At 57.4% G+C, this 16,889-nt stretch carries 19 protein-coding genes; 2 read left to right on the top strand and 17 right to left on the bottom strand.

What is annotated here, in order from left to right; translation table 11 throughout:
* Positions 1 to 123 precede the first annotated feature (123 nt).
* The 6 genes from AC2FHX_RS19650 to AC2FHX_RS19625 all read right to left on the bottom strand — a co-directional run bounded on the left by AC2FHX_RS19650 (position 124) and on the right by AC2FHX_RS19625 (position 6,582).
* The gene (locus AC2FHX_RS19650; RefSeq protein ID WP_142639749.1) at positions 124 to 1,140 is read right to left on the bottom strand and encodes an amino acid ABC transporter substrate-binding protein; all 1,017 of its coding nucleotides are present in this window, start codon (positions 1,138 to 1,140) and stop codon (positions 124 to 126) included.
* A gap of 206 nt (positions 1,141 to 1,346) precedes the next feature.
* A complete protein-coding gene (locus AC2FHX_RS19645; protein WP_496703472.1) occupies positions 1,347 to 2,054 on the bottom strand; it encodes an ATP12 family chaperone protein in 708 nt (235 codons plus the stop codon).
* Positions 2,055 to 2,058: 4 nt separating this feature from the next.
* Positions 2,059 to 2,730 (bottom strand): HAD-IA family hydrolase, encoded by a 672-nt coding sequence (locus tag AC2FHX_RS19640; RefSeq protein ID WP_496703473.1) that lies wholly within the window; start codon positions 2,728 to 2,730, stop codon positions 2,059 to 2,061.
* Positions 2,727 to 3,770 (bottom strand): RluA family pseudouridine synthase, encoded by a 1,044-nt coding sequence (locus AC2FHX_RS19635; protein ID WP_496703495.1) that lies wholly within the window; start codon positions 3,768 to 3,770, stop codon positions 2,727 to 2,729. The genes AC2FHX_RS19640 and AC2FHX_RS19635 overlap by 4 nt, the downstream gene beginning before the upstream one ends.
* 108 nt (positions 3,771 to 3,878) lie before the next feature.
* Positions 3,879 to 5,192 carry a replication-associated recombination protein A gene (locus AC2FHX_RS19630; protein ID WP_496703475.1) on the bottom strand — a complete coding sequence of 438 codons (1,314 nt, stop codon included), beginning with the start codon at positions 5,190 to 5,192 and terminating at the stop codon, positions 3,879 to 3,881.
* Positions 5,193 to 5,196: 4 nt separating this feature from the next.
* On the bottom strand, positions 5,197 to 6,582 hold the full coding sequence (locus AC2FHX_RS19625) for a trypsin-like peptidase domain-containing protein (RefSeq protein ID WP_496703477.1): 1,386 nt from the start codon (positions 6,580 to 6,582) through the stop codon (positions 5,197 to 5,199).
* 145 nt (positions 6,583 to 6,727) lie between these two features.
* On the opposite strand from AC2FHX_RS19625, the gene AC2FHX_RS19620 reads away from it, so the two are divergent.
* Positions 6,728 to 7,705, top strand: coding sequence for a TAXI family TRAP transporter solute-binding subunit (locus AC2FHX_RS19620; RefSeq protein ID WP_496703479.1), 978 nt, complete (start codon positions 6,728 to 6,730; stop codon positions 7,703 to 7,705).
* 76 nt (positions 7,706 to 7,781) lie between these two features.
* Here AC2FHX_RS19620 and rplQ read toward each other — a convergent pair whose 3' ends face one another.
* The 9 genes from rplQ to AC2FHX_RS19575 all read right to left on the bottom strand — a co-directional run bounded on the left by rplQ (position 7,782) and on the right by AC2FHX_RS19575 (position 14,386).
* Positions 7,782 to 8,204 (bottom strand): 50S ribosomal protein L17, encoded by a 423-nt coding sequence (gene rplQ, locus AC2FHX_RS19615; RefSeq protein ID WP_142639761.1) that lies wholly within the window; start codon positions 8,202 to 8,204, stop codon positions 7,782 to 7,784.
* Between the two features lie 117 nt (positions 8,205 to 8,321).
* Entirely contained in the window at positions 8,322 to 9,338 is a 1,017-nt protein-coding gene (locus AC2FHX_RS19610) for a DNA-directed RNA polymerase subunit alpha (RefSeq protein ID WP_281995981.1), read from the bottom strand.
* A gap of 115 nt (positions 9,339 to 9,453) precedes the next feature.
* A complete protein-coding gene (rpsK, locus tag AC2FHX_RS19605) occupies positions 9,454 to 9,843 on the bottom strand; it encodes a 30S ribosomal protein S11 (protein WP_037311698.1) in 390 nt (129 codons plus the stop codon).
* A 14-nt stretch (positions 9,844 to 9,857) separates the two neighbouring features.
* A complete protein-coding gene (gene rpsM / locus AC2FHX_RS19600; protein WP_142639766.1) occupies positions 9,858 to 10,226 on the bottom strand; it encodes a 30S ribosomal protein S13 in 369 nt (122 codons plus the stop codon).
* A 200-nt stretch (positions 10,227 to 10,426) separates the two neighbouring features.
* Positions 10,427 to 11,071: an adenylate kinase gene (locus AC2FHX_RS19595; protein ID WP_142639768.1), complete on the bottom strand. Its 645-nt coding sequence runs from the start codon at positions 11,069 to 11,071 to the stop codon at positions 10,427 to 10,429.
* On the bottom strand, positions 11,068 to 12,432 hold the full coding sequence (gene secY, locus AC2FHX_RS19590) for a preprotein translocase subunit SecY (RefSeq protein ID WP_142639770.1): 1,365 nt from the start codon (positions 12,430 to 12,432) through the stop codon (positions 11,068 to 11,070). Before secY ends, AC2FHX_RS19595 begins: the two co-directional genes overlap by 4 nt.
* A 109-nt stretch (positions 12,433 to 12,541) precedes the next feature.
* A complete protein-coding gene (rplO, locus tag AC2FHX_RS19585; RefSeq protein WP_142639772.1) occupies positions 12,542 to 13,015 on the bottom strand; it encodes a 50S ribosomal protein L15 in 474 nt (157 codons plus the stop codon).
* A gap of 153 nt (positions 13,016 to 13,168) precedes the next feature.
* A complete protein-coding gene (locus tag AC2FHX_RS19580) occupies positions 13,169 to 13,996 on the bottom strand; it encodes a hypothetical protein (protein WP_496703481.1) in 828 nt (275 codons plus the stop codon).
* Between the two features lie 177 nt (positions 13,997 to 14,173).
* Positions 14,174 to 14,386, bottom strand: coding sequence for a DUF1127 domain-containing protein (locus AC2FHX_RS19575; protein ID WP_496691902.1), 213 nt, complete (start codon positions 14,384 to 14,386; stop codon positions 14,174 to 14,176).
* Between the two features lie 512 nt (positions 14,387 to 14,898).
* On the opposite strand from AC2FHX_RS19575, the gene AC2FHX_RS19570 reads away from it, so the two are divergent.
* The gene (locus tag AC2FHX_RS19570; RefSeq protein ID WP_496703483.1) at positions 14,899 to 15,912 is read left to right on the top strand and encodes a radical SAM/SPASM domain-containing protein; all 1,014 of its coding nucleotides are present in this window, start codon (positions 14,899 to 14,901) and stop codon (positions 15,910 to 15,912) included.
* 121 nt (positions 15,913 to 16,033) lie between these two features.
* On the opposite strand, the gene rpmD is transcribed toward AC2FHX_RS19570, so the two are convergent.
* Positions 16,034 to 16,222 carry a 50S ribosomal protein L30 gene (gene rpmD, locus AC2FHX_RS19565; protein WP_008757946.1) on the bottom strand — a complete coding sequence of 63 codons (189 nt, stop codon included), beginning with the start codon at positions 16,220 to 16,222 and terminating at the stop codon, positions 16,034 to 16,036.
* Positions 16,223 to 16,234: 12 nt separating this feature from the next.
* Positions 16,235 to 16,804, bottom strand: a complete 570-nt coding sequence (gene rpsE / locus AC2FHX_RS19560) for a 30S ribosomal protein S5 (protein ID WP_142639778.1) — start codon at positions 16,802 to 16,804, stop codon at positions 16,235 to 16,237.
* Positions 16,805 to 16,889: the final 85 nt, after the last annotated feature.

The raw sequence follows: 16,889 nt of genomic DNA, 5'->3' as shown, positions 1-16,889 counted from the left end.
TATGTATATCCCCGTGTCATCCCGTTATTCGCAGACAGAGTTGATCTCTGTTCAATCTAACCGGGACTGTTTCTTATGGATTGAAAAAGGGCGCAGGATGAACTGCGCCCTCTTCAATGGATATTAGCGGAACGGCGGCGAGTACAGCAGGCCGCCATCGGTCCACTGACCGTTCAGGCCGCGTGCCAGACCGATTGGGGTTTCTTCACCGATGTTCTTGGCAAAGACCTCACCATAGTTACCACCCGCCTTGATAGCGCGCATTGCCCACTGTGCGTCCAGACCCAGCATCTCACCCAGAGTGCCTTCGCTGCCCAGCAGACGGTTCACTTCGGGGTTGTCGGTGCCAGCAGACATCTCGTCGATGTTCGCCGAGGTCACACCCAGCTCTTCAGCCGAAACCAGTGCGTTCAGTGTCCAGCGAACAACGTCGCCCCACTCGTGGTCGCCATGACGGACCAGCGGGCCCAGCGGCTCTTTCGAGATGATTTCGGGCAGCAGGATGTGATCACCGGGGTTTTCGAACGTGGCGCGCGTTGCGGCCAGGCCCGATGCGTCGGTGGTATAGACGTCACATGCGCCAGCCAGATACTGCTGCTGCGCTTCTGCGTTGGTTTCGATCGGAACCGGCTCGTAGCTGATGTTGTTCGAGCGGAAGAAATCCGCCAGGTTCAGCTCGGTGGTGGTGCCGGTCTGGATGCAGACAGTCGCGCCGTCCAGTTCCTTGGCCGAGCTTACGCCCAGCGCTTTGGGAACCATAAAGCCCTGACCGTCGTAATAGTTTACACCGACGAATTCGAACTTCAGGTCTACGTCGCGGCTGAAGGTCCAGGTGGTGTTCCGGGCCAGCATGTCGATTTCGCCCGAAGCCAGCGCGGTAAAGCGTGTCTTACCTGTGGTCGGAACGAATTCAACGGCGCTTGCGTCACCCAGAACCGCAGCGGCAACGGCGCGGCACAACGAAACGTCAAAGCCCTGCCATTCACCATTTGCGTCGGGCGCGGCAAAGCCGACCAGACCGGTGGTCACACCGCAGTTCAGCTTACCGCGCGCCTTGACGTCGTCCACGGTTCCCGCCATGGCTGCGCCTGCGGCCAGACCGGCAACTGTGGCCGCGCCCAAGATTACGGATTTTTTCATTTTTACCTCTTCCTGATTGTCCATCCCGTTCAGGGACGGTTCTATCCGGCACCTCAGGTACCAGAAAGGTTTCCCCAAAGGTGTCTCCCCTTTAGTGCGCACGAGTTTGGTCGCATTCATAAACAAACGTCAAGGGTCGGATCAGGGAAAACGATGGATCAACTCACAGATGTCCATCAGAGCGGTAAAAATTCAGAAATCTAAGATCAATCAGAGACGTCGTAGAAGCGTTTAGCGTGTAAAAAGGCAGAACGTTTGACTTCGGCTGCTTCATGCGCCTCGTCGTCATGGCCCCATTGTTCGATTTGCCACAGCTCGTCCAACCGCGAAATCCGCCAGATCTCTTGCGCATCACACCAATCGGAAGTGGCCGCAAACCCAAGGATCAACGAGCCCGAAAGGCTGACCAGGTCGTGGAAGGCAGCCAGTTGGAAGTTGTTGAAATCATGCACTCGCCGGCGCAACTGATCCAGCGCCGCCACGTCTTGCGGCTGATGCAGGATACCTGTGACGGGCCGCAGGCGAACCGACATGGCTTCCGCGGCCCAGTCCAACACCGGGTCCCACTGTTCAGCTTGCCGCTGCTGCAACTCTTGCGGGTGAGCGGCGCGATAGCACAGCAAATCCGAATCGCCATAATCGGCCAGCATGTCTGCAACTTCGGCGTGCTGAATCTGTACCTTGTCGATGGCTGCATTGGCCGAACGCGTGTAGGGCATCGTCCCTGGGTCAACCTGTTCTTCCTGCGCGTCCCATTCGGCCGCAATGGCCTGAGCCATCGGCAAGGTCGGCAGGATAAGTCCGGCCCGCGCAGGTGTTTTGACCCTACGACCGTCCAATTCGACCGTAAATCCGCCATCGGCCTCTACCACCTGACATGCAGTCCAAAATCGTTTCGGTTTCCAGTCACTCATGTCTTCAGGTCCAGATATCGTCCAGTGCGCCCGGCAACTGGTCAAACGTTTCGATAATACGAGAGGCAGCGGCCAAGGCAGGCTGTTCGTGATACCCCCAGGTTACGCCAATTCCGGTGACACCGGCGGCGGCGGCCATATCCATGTCGAATCGGGTATCCCCGATCATGACCGTATCAACCGCATCGACGCCGGTTTCGGCCCTTGCCGTGTCGATCATCGAAGGATGCGGTTTTGACGGGTGGTGATCTGCGACCTGCCGGGTCACGAAATAGCCCTGCAGACCGTGACCTTCGATCAAAGCATCCAGACCACGTTGCGATTTGCCTGTCGCCACGCCCAGCAACATCTCGGGGATTGCATGCAGTGCCTCGATAACCTCACGGGCTCCGGGGTAGAGCGGCGAACTGGCCATTCCCTGTTCCAGCCGATGTGCGTGATAGGCCTGTTTATAGCCCTCTACCAACCGCCCCTGATCCACAGCAGAACACTCGGGCACCAACTGTGCCATGGCTTGTGGCAGAGATAATCCGACTATGGACAAGATCCCCGCCCTATCCGGTACCGGAAGAGACAAGGCATCAAAGCTGGCGGTCATGGCCGCAATAATGCTGCCCTGGCTATCGACCAGGGTACCGTCCACATCAAATAGTACCAGACGCAAGGGTCTGCTCATTGCAGAGACTCGAACGGATCATCCGCAGCCAGGTCTTCGGCCCATCCGAATGTGTCCCAGCTGTGTTTCATATGATCAGGCAAGGGTGCGGTGACCGTGATTTTCTTGCGCGTCACCGGGTGCTGAAACGACGCTTGCCGTGCATGCAGATGCAGCTTTTTGCTGATCACGCCGCCCAGCTGTGCACCCCAGCCATCGCCCAGGTTCTCTTGACCCGAGCCGCCGTATTTCCCGTCGCCGATGATCGGATGCCCAATCGCGGACATATGCGCACGCAGCTGATGGGTGCGGCCGGTGATCGGCTCCATCGCGACCCAGGCGGCGCGTCCGGCCACGCGGTAGAGCGTGGCATAGAGCGTATGCGCCCGCTTCGCGCCTGGCGTGTCGTTGATTTCGTTAAGATGAACGGGGGTCATCTTTTCGCCCTCGCCCTGGCTGCCATGGCCCGGGGCCTTGACCAAACCGGTCTTGATCTCGCCCAGATAAGGGGTCGGCACCCCAGCGACTAGAGCCCAGTAGATCTTGCGCGTGTCACGGTGACGGAATGCGGCGGTCAGTGCTTTGGCGGCCTCGCGTGTGCGGGCCAGCAACAGCACGCCCGAGGTATCCTTGTCCAGTCGGTGCACCAATCGCGGGTTTTCGTCATATCCAAAGCGCAGCGCCTCGGACAGGCCGTCCACATGGCGGGTCTGGCCGCTGCCGCCTTGCACCGGCAAGCCCTGCGGTTTGTTCAGCGCGATCACGTGATCATCGCGATAAATCACGCAAGCCTGCATCATCTTGGCATCCGCATCTGTGATCCGCGGTTTCACCTCGACCGGTTTGTGGTCCGCATCCGGCAGAGGTGGCACGCGTACGACCTGGCCGACCTCAAGCCGGGTCGAGGCCTTGGCCCGTCCGCCATCCACACGCAGTTCGCCCTTGCGGCACATTTTTTCGATGCGCCCTTGGCTGACATGCGGAAACAGGCGCCGCAGCCAGCGGTCCACCCGCTGATCGCCATCCCCATCCGCAACCGTTATCATCTGCACGCCACTCATGCCATTGCCCCTTGCGCCGCGCGGCAGACCCGCCCGGACCACGCTGTAAACATTGTCCCAGAAAACATGCGCGTCTGTCGCGCGCATCGGCCAAAGAGTCAAGCCGGGCTAGTCTGGTTTCCGTTGCGAACGCAGCTTGGCAAAGTAGTCCAGCCGTTTCTTCAGCTCACGTTCAAACCCACGCTCAACAGGTTGATACAGAACCGGGCGCGGTATGGTTTCGGGAAAGTAGTTCTGGCCGGAAAACCCATCCTCGGCATCGTGATCATAGGCATAGCCCGCGCCATAGCCCTGATCCTTCATCAAAGAGGTCGGCGCGTTCAGGATATGCTTGGGCGGCGGCTCGCTGCCCGATTGCTTGGCCAGACGCATCGCCGCCTTATAGCCCACATAGGCCCCGTTCGATTTCGGCGCCAACGCCAGATAGACCAGCGCCTGCGCCAACGCCAGCTCGCCCTCGGGGCTGCCCAAGCGTTCGTAGGTTTCCCACGATTGCAGGCAGATCGCCTGCGCCTGCGGATCCGCCAGACCAATGTCCTCGACCGCCATTCGCGTGATCCGGCGCGCCAGATATCTTGGGTCCTCGCCTCCCGTCAGCATTCGCGCGAACCAGTACAGGGCGGCATCGGGGTCGGACCCCCGCACCGATTTATGCAGGGCCGAGATCAGGTTGTAATGCTCATCCCCCGACTTGTCGTATTTCGCAGCACGGCGCATGAGCCGGGTCGACAAAGCGTCAGTGTCTAGCAGGCCATCCACTTTCCACGCGGCCACCTGTTCGATCAGGTTCAACAGCGCGCGCCCGTCGCCATCGGCCATTTCTTGCAGCGCAGCTCGGGCCGCCGGGTCCAGTGGCAACGCGCGATCCAATTCTTTTTCAGCACGTTGCGTCAGGCGTTCTAGATCGGCAGGGCTGAGCCGTTCCAGCACCAGCACTTGTGCCCGGCTGAGCACAGCGGCGTTCAGCTCGAACGATGGATTTTCCGTGGTCGCCCCGACCAGGAGGATCGTGCCATCCTCCATATGCGGCAGAAACCCGTCCTGCTGCGCCTTGTTGAAGCGATGGATTTCGTCAACGAACAGCAACGTCCCCTGCCCGTTCTGACGCCGGATCTTCGCAGCTTCGAACACTTTCTTCAGGTCGGGTACACCAGTAAAGATGGCACTGATCTGCACAAAATGCAGGTCCGTCTCTTGCGCCAAAAGCCGCGCGATCGTGGTCTTGCCGACACCGGGCGGCCCCCAGAATATCAGGCTCGACAGACTGCCCGAGGCCAGCATCACGCCCAAAGGCGCATCCGGGCCCAACACCTGTTCCTGCCCGATCACCTCGGCCAGCGTTTGCGGGCGCAATCTGTCGGCCAGCGGGCGATGTACAGGCGGCGCAGGGTCAGATGACCCGGTATCGAAAAGGTCACTCATCCGGTCACAGCCTGAACCGCAGGGAAACCGGCCGCCCGCCCCTGAGGATATCCAGATTGATCCGACGCCCCGGATCGGTCAGCGCCTTCACGACATCAGCAGGTCGCTCGACCCGCGCGCCGTTTATCCCATCGACCACATCGCCCGGACGCAGCCCGGACCGACCGCCATAGCGGCCGGCGTCGACCACAACCACCCCCGTCTGCGACAGCAAAAGCCCCAGCCGCGCGATAACAGCAGGGTTGATCCGCGACACGGTCAGGCCTGGCATCACGGTTTCATCGTTCAGCGTCGTCATTTCCGCTGCCGGAACCTCGGGCGCTTTGACCAAAGCGACCTCAAGTTCAGCTCGGTCCTCGCCGCGCAGCCGCGTCACCACCGACGTGCCGCCCACACCGGCCACTGACATGCGGAATTTCATCTCTGCCGGCGAGTTCACCTCATCCCCGTCGACATGGGTCACGACGTCCCCAACCTGCAACCCTGCCTCGGCCAACGGGCTGAGCGCATGGAGATCCGAAATCACCACACCCTGCGGGATAACCAAGCCCAGAGACTCAGCGATATCCGCACTCATGTGCTGCCCGGCCATTCCGGCCCAAGGGCTGACAAAACTGTCATTGCCGGCCTGCGCTTGCCGCAGGAATTCAGCAACCAGATTGGCAGGGATGGCAAAGCCGATCCCGTTCGATCCGCCAGAACGTGTCAGGATCGAGGTGTTGATGCCAATCAGATCACCGTTTACATCGATCAGCGCCCCGCCCGAATTGCCGGGATTGATCGCCGCGTCCGTCTGAATGAAATAGCCCCGCGCATTGCCCGTCGCCGTACCGGTCCGCGCCAGCCCCGAGATAATGCCCGATGATACCGTCTGCCCGACGCCGAACGGGTTGCCGATGGCCAGAGCCAATTCACCCACCTCAACCAAATCGGAATCCCGCATGTCGATCGAAGGCAACGCCTCGGCATCTTTCAGACGTAGAATGGCGATGTCGCTTTCCTGATCGCCCAGAACCACCTCGGCCGAAAACTCGCGCCGGTCCGTCGTGACGACCCGTATTTCTGTCGCTGAACCAACAACATGATAGTTAGAGACCACATAACCGTCATCCGTCAGGATCACACCCGACCCCAGCGAATTCTGAACGCGCGGTCGCGGTTCGCCAAAGCCGCCGCCAAAGAAATCCTGAAAGAACGGATCAGAGAACAATGAGTTCGAGCGCCCTTCGCGCACAATCTTGGCGTATATATTCACCACCGCCGGCGCGGCCTGTTTCACGACGGGCGCAAAACCAAGGCTGATTTCGGCCTGCGTTTGAGGTACTTTTGTTTCGGCCTTGGCTGAAACCGCAGCAACAGTCAGCAAGAGTGAACACAAGACTTTCCGCATGATCCATCCGTCTATTGGGCGCCCTTCGGATATGCGAGGCCCGCGCAGGGATTGCAAGCATGTTAAGGCACAGGGCGCGTTGACTTGGGGCGGACGGGCTGGGAATGTCCGCCAAACACAAATTGCATTTGAAGGAAAAATTGTTTTGAGGTCATTCACTCTGAAATGCCTGTCGCGCGGGCGGCTTTTCTCGCTCGCGTTGATCATAACCCTTGGGATAGTCGCCCCGGCGGTACAGGCGGATACCAAACTGACCATGGGGACCGGAGGTAAAACCGGGTACTATTTCAACGTCGGCAAGCTGCTGTGCAAATCATTTATCAAAGGGACGAGCGGTAATAAATGCCGCGCACGGCCAACAGGTGGCCCGAAGGAAAACCTTCCAAAGCTGCGCAGTGGCAAGTTCGACATCGTCGTGGCGCGGTCCGACTGGGTCAATGACGCGCTGTTGGGGGCAGCCTATTTCGAAGGCAAAGGGCCGGACACAACTCTGCGCTCATTATTTTCGATCCACAGTGCACCCCTGACAGTTGTTGTACGCAAAGGGTCCGGAATCAGTTCCATTGATAAACTGGATGGAAAGCGTGTCCGATTGGGAGGATCGGCATCCAGCTTGGTCAGAAAGCTTCCCTATGCCGGAAGCTGGGACATCTCGGGATTTAGCACGATCAAACTCGGAGAGATGGGCCTCCAGCGAAAGGCTTTGTGCGCGGGCGAGATTGACGTCGTCGCCAGTGTCGTCGGCTATCCGTCAAGCCTGATTCAAAAAACAGCCCTGACATGCGCGATTCAACTGGTCGAACTTTCCGGGCGCGATATCGACCGTCTGGTTTCCGGCTCCGAGGCGCTCAGCAAAGTGACCATCCCTGCAAATACCTATACAGGGGTGACGTCACCATCCAGAACATTCGGCTATAAGGCTAGTCTTCTAAGCCGTGCCAACGTACCCGATGACGATATCTATGCCTTTGTGAAATCGACCTTTGAAAACCTGCCGCAACTGGCGGTCGGACACCCGGCGCTGAAAGGTTTGCAACCAACTGACATGATCGGCGATGGCATGCCAGCACCTCTCCATCCAGGGGCGGCCCGATATTATCGAGAGCGCGGTTGGATCAACTAGGCCAGAGATAGAGTTGTGAAAAAGAAAAACCCCCGCGTCCGAGACACGGGGGTTTTCACATGAAAGCCAAGCTTTCTTATTCTTCGTCTGCGGCCTCTTCGGCGGCGGTACGCGCTTTGTCTGCAGCGCCTTTGGCGTCCAGATCGCGGTCAACGAATTCGATGATCGCCATCGGGGCCATGTCGCCATAGCGGAAGCCTGCTTTCAGGATCCGGACATAACCGCCCTGACGCTCGGCGTAACGGGGGCCCAGGATTTCAAACAGCTTTGCGACGTCTTTGTCTTCTTTCAGCTGCGATGCGGCCTGACGACGGGCGTGCAGGTCGCCGCGCTTGCCCAGAGTGATCAGTTTTTCAACGATCGGGCGCAGTTCTTTTGCCTTGGGCAGAGTTGTTTTGATCTGCTCATGTTCGATGAGCGAGCCAGCCATGTTCGCAAACAGAGCCTTGCGGTGCTCATGAGTACGGTTCAGGCGGCGGTAACCACGTGCGTGACGCATTTTCTAGTTCCTTCTTTAGCGTTTTGCTTTGTCTGGCCGGCGATGCGTGTCACCGACTCTCCTTGGGGCAAGATCGCCCTTGATTCCCCGGCAGCCCGGGCATTGGGGAAGACGCGCTTAAAACGCGTCTTCGAATTTCTTCGCCAGATCTTCGATGTTATCGGGCGGCCAATCCTCGACATCCATGCCAAGGTGCAGACCCATGCCGGACAGCACTTCTTTGATCTCGTTCAGCGACTTGCGGCCAAAGTTCGGGGTGCGCAGCATCTCGGCTTCGGTCTTCTGGATCAGGTCGCCAATGTAGACGATGTTGTCGTTCTTCAGACAGTTTGCCGAACGGACCGACAGTTCCAACTCATCTACTTTCTTCAGCAGCAGCGGGTTGAACTCCAGACCATCATCCTCGTCCTGACGACCAGCCGCTTCCGGCTCATCGAAGTTGACGAAGATCGACAGCTGATCCTGCAGGATGCGCGCAGCATAGGCCAACGCGTCCTCGGGGGTGATCGAACCGTCAGTCTCAATCTTCAGGGTCAACTTGTCATAGTCTAGAACCTGACCTTCACGCGTCGGCTGAACATCATAGGCGACCTTTTTAACCGGCGAATAGATCGCGTCGATCGGGATCAGGCCGATAGGTGCATCTTCTGGCTTGTTCTTTTCAGCCGAGACATAGCCCTTACCGGTGTTGACGGTCAGTTCCATGAACAGGTCGGCACCATCATCCAAGTGACAGATGACGTGATCGCGGTTCAGAACCTCGATGCCAGCGCTTTCGCTGATGTCGCCTGCGGTGACGATTGCCGGTCCTTTTGCATTGATCGACAGACGCTTGGGGCCTTCGACCTCCATGCGCAGGGCGACCTGCTTTAGGTTCAAAATGATGTCGGTGACGTCTTCACGCACGCCTGCAACCGAACTGAATTCGTGCAGGACGTTGTCGATCTGAACGCTGGTGATGGCCGCACCTTGCAGCGAGCTCATCAGAACGCGGCGCAGGGCGTTGCCCAGTGTCAGACCAAAGCCACGTTCCAGCGGTTCTGCAACCAGCGTTGCCTGGCGCGCAGGGTCGTTGCCCGGCTTGCTTTCCAGCTGGGTTGGCTTGATCAATTCTGCCCAATTCTTGTGGATCATGTAATCCCTCCATTCCTGTCCGCGCCCCATGACCAACAAGGTGCAGACGCCCGAGGTTCAAAATGACGTGCTGGGGCCGTGCGAAAATGCGGGCCCCAGCTCAATTCTAATTCGCTTAGACGCGGCGGCGTTTCGGCGGGCGACAGCCATTGTGAGCGATCGGCGTCACGTCGCGGATCGACGTGATGTTGAAGCCCACTGCAGCCAGTGCGCGCAGAGCCGATTCACGACCCGAACCGGGGCCCTGAACTTCGACTTCCAGCGTCTTGACGCCGTGATCCTGCGCCTTTTTACCTGCGTCTTCCGCAGCCATCTGAGCAGCATACGGTGTAGATTTACGCGACCCTTTGAACCCCATGGTCCCGGCCGACGACCATGCAATGGCGTTGCCTTGCACGTCTGAGATCAGGATCTTGGTATTGTTAAAGGTCGAATTCACATGGGCCACGCCCGATGCGATATTCTTGCGCTCTTTTTTCTTGGTACGAGTCTTTTCGCGTGCCATCGGTCAGACCCTCCTTATTTCTTCTTGCCAGCAATGGCCTTTGCGGGGCCTTTGCGGGTACGAGCGTTGGTATGGGTACGCTGACCGCGAACGGGCAGGTTACGACGATGACGCAGACCGCGGTAGCAACCCAAATCCATCAGGCGCTTGACGTTCATCTGAACTTCGCGACGCAGGTCACCTTCGACGGTGAAGTTTGCGTCGATATGTTCGCGGATGGCCAGAACTTCGGAATCCGACAGCTCATTGACGCGACGGTGCGCTTCAATGCCTACGGCTTCGCAGATGGCCTGCGCCGAGGTGTTGCCGATACCGGTGATATATGTGAGGGCGATAGGTACCCGCTTTGCAGTCGGGATGTTTACGCCGGCAATACGTGCCACGTGTCACTTTCCTTTTTGTTGCGGTTCCGTAGCTCCGGAACCTTTTTTCACAACACTTGACCGTGGCAGTGACGCCAGAGGGCCCAGTATTATTCGAGGTGGTTGGGGCAGTTAGGACGAATCCCGCCTGCGATCTTGATTCCCTTTAGGGATGGGGGTCGATATGGGCTTTTGCGCTTGGCGTCAAGGCCATATTGGAGCTAGCCGAGTACGGCCTCGATCGACGCAGTCACTTCCTTGATATCGGCCAACCCATTGACCGGGCGAAGATCGCCTTTGGCGTAGTAATAACCAATCAGCGGCGACGTCTTTTTGTAGTACTCCATCAACCGCGTGCGCAGGCTGTCTTCGTTGTCGTCGGCGCGACGCGTGAACTCTTTTTGCTCACCACAGTTGGTGCAGCGACCATCTGCCGGGATCGGCTTGGTCTTGTCATTATAAACTTCGCCACAGCCCGAACAGGTCGAACGTGCGGTGATCCGATCCACCAGGGCATCGTCATCCACCCGCATCTCGATCACAGTGTGCAGTGACTGGCCCAACTTGGTCAGCAGAGCCGCCAATGCGTCGGCTTGTGCCAATGTGCGGGGGAAACCGTCAAAGATGAAACCGGCACCGGTTTCGGTGGTCAGCTTCTCTTCGATCAGGCCGATGACAATCTCATCGGTGACCAGCTTGCCGGCATCCATGATGGCTGCAACCTTCAGGCCCATCTCGGTGCCCGAGGTTTTGGCTTCGCGCAGCATGTCTCCGGTGCTCAGCTGCACCATGCCGCGTGTTTCAACAAGATGACGCGCTTGCGTTCCTTTACCCGCCCCCGGGGGGCCCAGAAGAATGATGTTCATCGACGAGCGGGTCCCTTCCTGCCGCGTTTCTTACCCTTCCCGCGCAGTTGGGACTTTTCGATAAGCCCTTCGTATTGATGCGCCAGCAGGTGGCTCTGAACCTGTTGGATCGTATCCATGGTCACAGAGACGATAATCAGAACCGAAGTACCACCGAAATAGAACGGAATGGCAAACTGGCCCCGCAGAATCTCAGGCAGCAGACAAACCGCCGCCAGATAAGCCGAACCCAGAACCAGAACGCGGTTGACCACGTATTCCAGATACTCGGCGGTTTTCTTGCCCGGACGGATACCCGGCACAAAACCGTTCTGCTTTTTCAGGTTATCCGCCACGTCATCCGGCTTGAACGACACGTTGAACGTGTAGAAATAGGCAAAGAACACGATCATCGACGCAAAGAACAGCAGGTACAGCGGCTGACCCGGACCAAAGTTGGCCAGCAGCCAGGACATGACCGGACCGTTGGTGGCGCCCGACGAGAAGGTCGAGATCGTGACCGGCAGCAGCAGCAGCGAGCTGGCGAAGATCGCCGGGATAACGCCGGCCGGGTTCACTTTGACCGGCAGGTGGCTCGAGCCGCCCTCATAGATCTTCATACCGGCCTGACGGCGCGGGTATTGAATGTGGATCTTACGCAAAGCGCGCTCCATGAACACCACAAAGGTGATCACGGCGATGACCATGACAATCACTCCGATGATCACTGCGGGGCTGATTGCGCCGCTGCGGCCACTTGCGAAGAACTGAGCCAACGCTGCCGGAACCTCGGCGATGATGCCAACGAAAATAATCAGAGAGATACCGTTGCCGATGCCGCGCGCGGTGATCTGCTCACCCAGCCACATCAGGAACATGGTGCCGCCAACCAGTGTAATCATAGTCGACAGACGGAAATAGAGGCCCGGATCGGTCGCCAGATCGCCCGACTCCAGCGAAACGGCCAAGCCATAGGCCTGAACGGTGGCCAGCGCCACGGTGCCGAAACGGGTATATTGGTTGATCTTCTTACGACCCTGCTCGCCCTCTTTCTTGAGCTGTTCGAGCGCGGGAACCATCGAGGTCAGCAGCTGAATGATGATCGAGGCCGAGATGTAAGGCATGATGCCGAGGGCAAAGATACCCATCCGCCCAAGCGCCCCGCCGGTGAACATCGAAACCATACCGCCGATGCCCTGCCCCGCTTGCTCCATGAACTCACGCAGGGCCTGTCCGTCGATCCCCGGCACCGGTATAAAAGTGCCAAGGCGATAGACGATCAACAAACCCAGTGTGAACAGGATGCGGTTGCGCAGATCGGTGGCTTTGCCCAAAGCAGCCCAGCTAGTGTTGGCTGCCATTTGTTCTGCTGCTGATACCATAAATCGGTCTCTCTTATGAAAACACCGCCCGGAACCGTTTTCCGGCTCGGGCGGCGTCTTGGAAAACTCTGAGGTCTATGTAAGCGGGTCTTGGCCCGCTCACAAGCGCTTACTCTGCCGCAGCGGCTTTTGTGACCGTCAGTGAACCGCCCGCTTTTTCGACTGCCTCAACGGCAGCTTTCGAAGCACCAGTTACTTCCAGGGTCACCTTGGCGCTGATTTCGCCTTTGGCCAGAACGCGGATACCGTCCAGTTTACGGCGAACCAGACCGGATGCAACCAGTGCGTCCTCGGTGATCGCGGCTTTGGCGTCCAGCTTACCGGCGTCGACGAATTTCTGGATCAGGCCCAAGTTGATAACGGCAAACGCCTTGCGGTTCGGCTTGTTAAAGCCACGCTTGGGCAGGCGTTGGTACAGCGGCATCTGGCCACCTTCGTAGCCATTGATGGCCACACCCGAACGGGATTTCTGACCTTTGATACCACGGCCACCCATTTTACCTTTACCGGAACCGGGACCACGGCCGACGCGGGTCCGTTTCGGTGTGGCGCCTGGGTTGTCGCGCAATTCATTCAGTTTCATTTCGCTTCTCCTTCGCCGGAAATGACCCCGAAGCGTGATGGGTCAAACACGGCATTTCTTGGTTTTGATTCTTGCGGCGCAGTACGCCACCGGAGCCCGATACAGCTTTGTGGCTGAGGATGCAAGTTTTGAAGTGAACAACACCCAAACTGTCTAGCCTTCAGCATTTTGGATTGGCGCGTCCAGTGGATTAATCCGGTGTTTGGCCAGAAGCTTACCCACCAGGCTATCTGGATCTGGCAGGCCATTATACCTGTTCCTAAGGATCGAACGCATCCGGCGACCATAAAAGTGAATGGAAACTGTGTCCTCGTGGAAGAACCTGGATAAATCGGCGTTTGGGCGTGCCAAAGCGCGCCGTCTGGTAAAGTTCACCGGATAGAACACATGCTCAGGCAGAACAAATTGGTGTTCGCCGGTTTGCCGTAAAGCCCAGGCAAAGGCTGACGGACCCCATGCGCCCCAATATTGCGAGGGCACATTGATCGGATCACCTGCATCCTGTGCCGCACGAAGGGGTTCCTGATATCGTTTGGGCAGCCATGGCGGAATCCGATACGGGTCCGTTGTATATTCGATGAGCAGATCCAGCGCCGGGCTGTCTGACGGAATGCCCAATACGCCGATCGCAATCTCTCCTTCGAGCATTCCGTAAAAATGCCCGGTCTCCGTTGTGAAAGGACGCATGCAATAGGCGTCCGTATCCGCCCATATCAAATCGGGCTCCTGCGCCAACATGCGGTATCGGAACTTGTCCGAATGCGGCGCCGGGCTACCAGTACGGCTATGCGCAATGAATTCTGTGCCAGGCATCACATCGCGCGCATCGCGGGTATCCACACCTTCAGGTATCCCGGAGACATTCCCATAGGTGTAGAGGCGAACGGATTGACCGGTATCCAGATAGGATTTGATGCAGAGCTGCTCGAGAAAGCTCAGCGGGCCATCCACCCACAACATGCCGATCTGGTAGTCTCGCACTGTGTCAGCCTCGTCATCGCGTTATTGGGACATAGCCCCCTCGAATAATTCTCATGGAAAATTTCCAAACGATCCACAATGCAGAGCGACCAATTTCACCGTGCCTGTGCCTTTCAAGCACGCAGAATCAAAAGAGGCGCCAAATGGCGCCTCGGTGTTGTTCAGCCTGCCAGGTTCTCAGCAGTAGACGTGCTTATGCGCAATATCACTTATATCGCACCGGCGGATACCAATGTCGTTCAGTTCACGATCAGTCAGGTTCTGAAGCTCTGAATAGGTGCGGCCGAATTCGGCGCGCAGGGCATAGGCCTCTTTCACGCGTGCGATCAGAGTTGCGATGCGGGCGGTCAGACCAAAGCCTTCGCGGGAAAAAGTTGCTGTGTTTGCCATTTCTATATTCCTTTCTAAACCGGAGCGTATTCTCCAGATTTCGTTTGCGTTCCTATTTGGGACAAAGCTCAAATAAGAACGCCAGATAACGCTAACAACAGAAGATTCGGTCTGGCCGGTATGCATTGGGGGAATGGCAGTGAAAACACTGTTTAGACATCCCACTACAGGCTTTCGTTGAAATAGACCTGTGGATTTCTCGGCTAAAGATAAGATCTATCAAATTTATATATTTTAATATCTTTTTTCTTTTACGGACCCATATTTTCACTATTCTATCACATATCCGTGAACTATCGGGCTATTTCGGCCTGTTTTACCATTTTCGCCTCGCACGTTTAGGGCGTCCTCGACTTCATGAATGAGGATACTCCATGCCTTTGGTTTCAAGCGTTATTAGAAGGTTGCGCTGGATTCAGCGCCGTCCTTCCTTGAAGCAATCGGCAAACCTGTTGCGCAACGTTCGGGGCTATCTTCTTCACTCTCAACAAGCCGCCCCGCTGCCGTCTCTGGTGAAAATTGATATTTCGCCGCTGTGCTCACTAGCCTGTCCACATTGCGTCCATGCGAACCCGTCCCGACGCAACCGGCCATTACTCAGCGATCAGAATTTCGGAAAGCAGGACAAACTCAGCCTTCAGCAGTACCGGCATATCATTGGCCAGATCAAAGATCGCGCGCTTGGTGTAAGCCTGTTCTACTATGGCGATCCTCTGGCACACCCGGACCTCAACGACATGATCCGGGCCACGACCGCAGCCGGTTTGGAAAGCCATATCACCACCCATTTCAGCTATCGGCTAAAAGCCGAGAGGATTCATGACCTGGTCGATGCCGGGCTTAGCCATATCACAATCTCAGTTGATGGCGCGACGCAGGAAAGCTTTCAGGTTACCCGTGTTCGCGGACGCCTGGATTTCGTTCTGAACAACCTGCGACTACTGGCTGGCTATAAAAAGAGGAAGGGTCTGAAATCTCCGTTCGTAGAAATACAGCATATCTCTTTCCCCCATCACGCCGTGGATGAACTGGATCAGGTCAAGGCCATCGTAGACGAGATTGGTATCGACGCCTTTACCACGTTTGAAGGGCTACGGTTCGATGCAAATGGAGATCTGTACAACGTCGTAGACGACGATCCCGATCGGATTGAAAATGGCCCGCCCCTGTCATCATCCCTCACCCCAAGGTGCCATTGGCCCCACAGCAGCACGGTCATTCGCTTTGATGGCGATGTGATTCCCTGCTGTCTCTGGCGATCCGGCCGCCAATATGTTTCCGACAAGAACCGTGATCCGCATGTGTTGGGAAATGTTTTCGACGAACCACTTGAAACCATCTGGAACAACGAAAAATACAAAGCTCTGCGCCGGCAGGTCTGGAACCCGCGTGCTCATTCCAAACGCGAGGCAGCAGCCAGTTTTTGCGATGGATGCCCCAGGCTGTACGAAAAGCCAGGCAGAGAACCTTCGTTGCGCCATGAAGTCGACATTGAGTTTGCAGAAAAAAAGGCGCTCGGGTCATAGCCGAGTTTGCGCCGAGGCACTGAACAGCACCATAAGACGAGCCGGAAAAAAACGACCGGCCAAACAAGAAAACGCCCCCGATCAGATCGGAGGCGTTTTTAAGTCTTCAAAGAACTCGCGATTAGCCGCGTTCTTCGATGATCTCTACCAGATGCGGGATCTTGTTGACCATGCCGCGGACCGAAGGAGTATCCTCCAGCTCACGGGTTTTGTGCATCTTGTTCAAGCCCAGACCGATCAGGGTCGCGCGCTGTTCGGCGGGGCGGCGGATCGGGGAACCGATCTGCTTGACGACGATGGTTTTTGCCATGGGTCGCTCTCCTTATGCTTCTGCTTCAGCAGCAACAGGCGCTTCGTCCCGCTTGGGCAGGATGTCAGCAACTTTCTTGCCGCGACGCTGTGCAACCGAACGCGGGCTCTGCTCTTTTTGCAGGCCGTTGATGGTGGCGCGGATCATGTTGTACGGGTTCTGCGAGCCCAACGACTTGGACACAACGTCCTTGACGCCCAGCATTTCGAACACAGCACGCATCGGACCACCGGCGATGATACCAGTACCTTCAGGTGCCGAGCGCATAACCACTTTACCGGCGCCGTGACGGCCTTCGATATCGTGGTGCAGGGTCCGACCTTCGCGCAGCTGCACGCGGATCATCTGACGCTTGGCTTGTTCAGTTGCCTTACGGATGGCCTCGGGTACTTCTTTTGCTTTACCCTTGCCAAAGCCGACGCGGCCCTTCTGATCGCCGACAACCACCAGAGCGGCGAAGCCAAAGCGCTTACCACCTTTTACGGTTTTCGACACGCGGTTGATCGCGACCAGACGGTCTGCGAATTCCGGAGTTTCGTCGCGGTCGCGGCCACGGCCCCGACGGTTTTCACGTTCTGCCATTTGGCATCCCTTTTCTCATGTGGCGCATTGCGGCGCCGTTGTTTCAATCCAAGTGAGCCTCGACTATTGCCGAGGCCCCCGGATC

Source organism: Ruegeria sp. CDSC042 (assembly GCF_059610745.1).
Note: the sequence above shows the minus strand (reverse complement) of the source record. Positions and strands in the feature narration are given on the sequence as shown.

Coding starts and splice junctions, on each gene's coding strand:
- rplO (WP_142639772.1), bottom strand. CDS start 13,015: ATGAAACTGAATGAATTGCGCGACAACCCAGGCGCCACACCGAAACGG.
- AC2FHX_RS19625 (WP_496703477.1), bottom strand. CDS start 6,582: ATGCGGAAAGTCTTGTGTTCACTCTTGCTGACTGTTGCTGCGGTTTCA.
- AC2FHX_RS19630 (WP_496703475.1), bottom strand. CDS start 5,192: ATGAGTGACCTTTTCGATACCGGGTCATCTGACCCTGCGCCGCCTGTA.
- rpsE (WP_142639778.1), bottom strand. CDS start 16,804: ATGGCAGAACGTGAAAACCGTCGGGGCCGTGGCCGCGACCGCGACGAA.
- AC2FHX_RS19595 (WP_142639768.1), bottom strand. CDS start 11,071: ATGAACATCATTCTTCTGGGCCCCCCGGGGGCGGGTAAAGGAACGCAA.
- AC2FHX_RS19640 (WP_496703473.1), bottom strand. CDS start 2,730: ATGAGCAGACCCTTGCGTCTGGTACTATTTGATGTGGACGGTACCCTG.
- secY (WP_142639770.1), bottom strand. CDS start 12,432: ATGGTATCAGCAGCAGAACAAATGGCAGCCAACACTAGCTGGGCTGCT.
- rpsK (WP_037311698.1), bottom strand. CDS start 9,843: ATGGCACGCGAAAAGACTCGTACCAAGAAAAAAGAGCGCAAGAATATC.
- AC2FHX_RS19610 (WP_281995981.1), bottom strand. CDS start 9,338: ATGATCCACAAGAATTGGGCAGAATTGATCAAGCCAACCCAGCTGGAA.
- AC2FHX_RS19650 (WP_142639749.1), bottom strand. CDS start 1,140: ATGAAAAAATCCGTAATCTTGGGCGCGGCCACAGTTGCCGGTCTGGCC.
- rplQ (WP_142639761.1), bottom strand. CDS start 8,204: ATGCGTCACGCACGTGGTTACCGCCGCCTGAACCGTACTCATGAGCAC.
- rpmD (WP_008757946.1), bottom strand. CDS start 16,222: ATGGCAAAAACCATCGTCGTCAAGCAGATCGGTTCCCCGATCCGCCGC.
- AC2FHX_RS19645 (WP_496703472.1), bottom strand. CDS start 2,054: ATGAGTGACTGGAAACCGAAACGATTTTGGACTGCATGTCAGGTGGTA.
- AC2FHX_RS19575 (WP_496691902.1), bottom strand. CDS start 14,386: ATGGCAAACACAGCAACTTTTTCCCGCGAAGGCTTTGGTCTGACCGCC.
- AC2FHX_RS19635 (WP_496703495.1), bottom strand. CDS start 3,770: ATGAGTGGCGTGCAGATGATAACGGTTGCGGATGGGGATGGCGATCAG.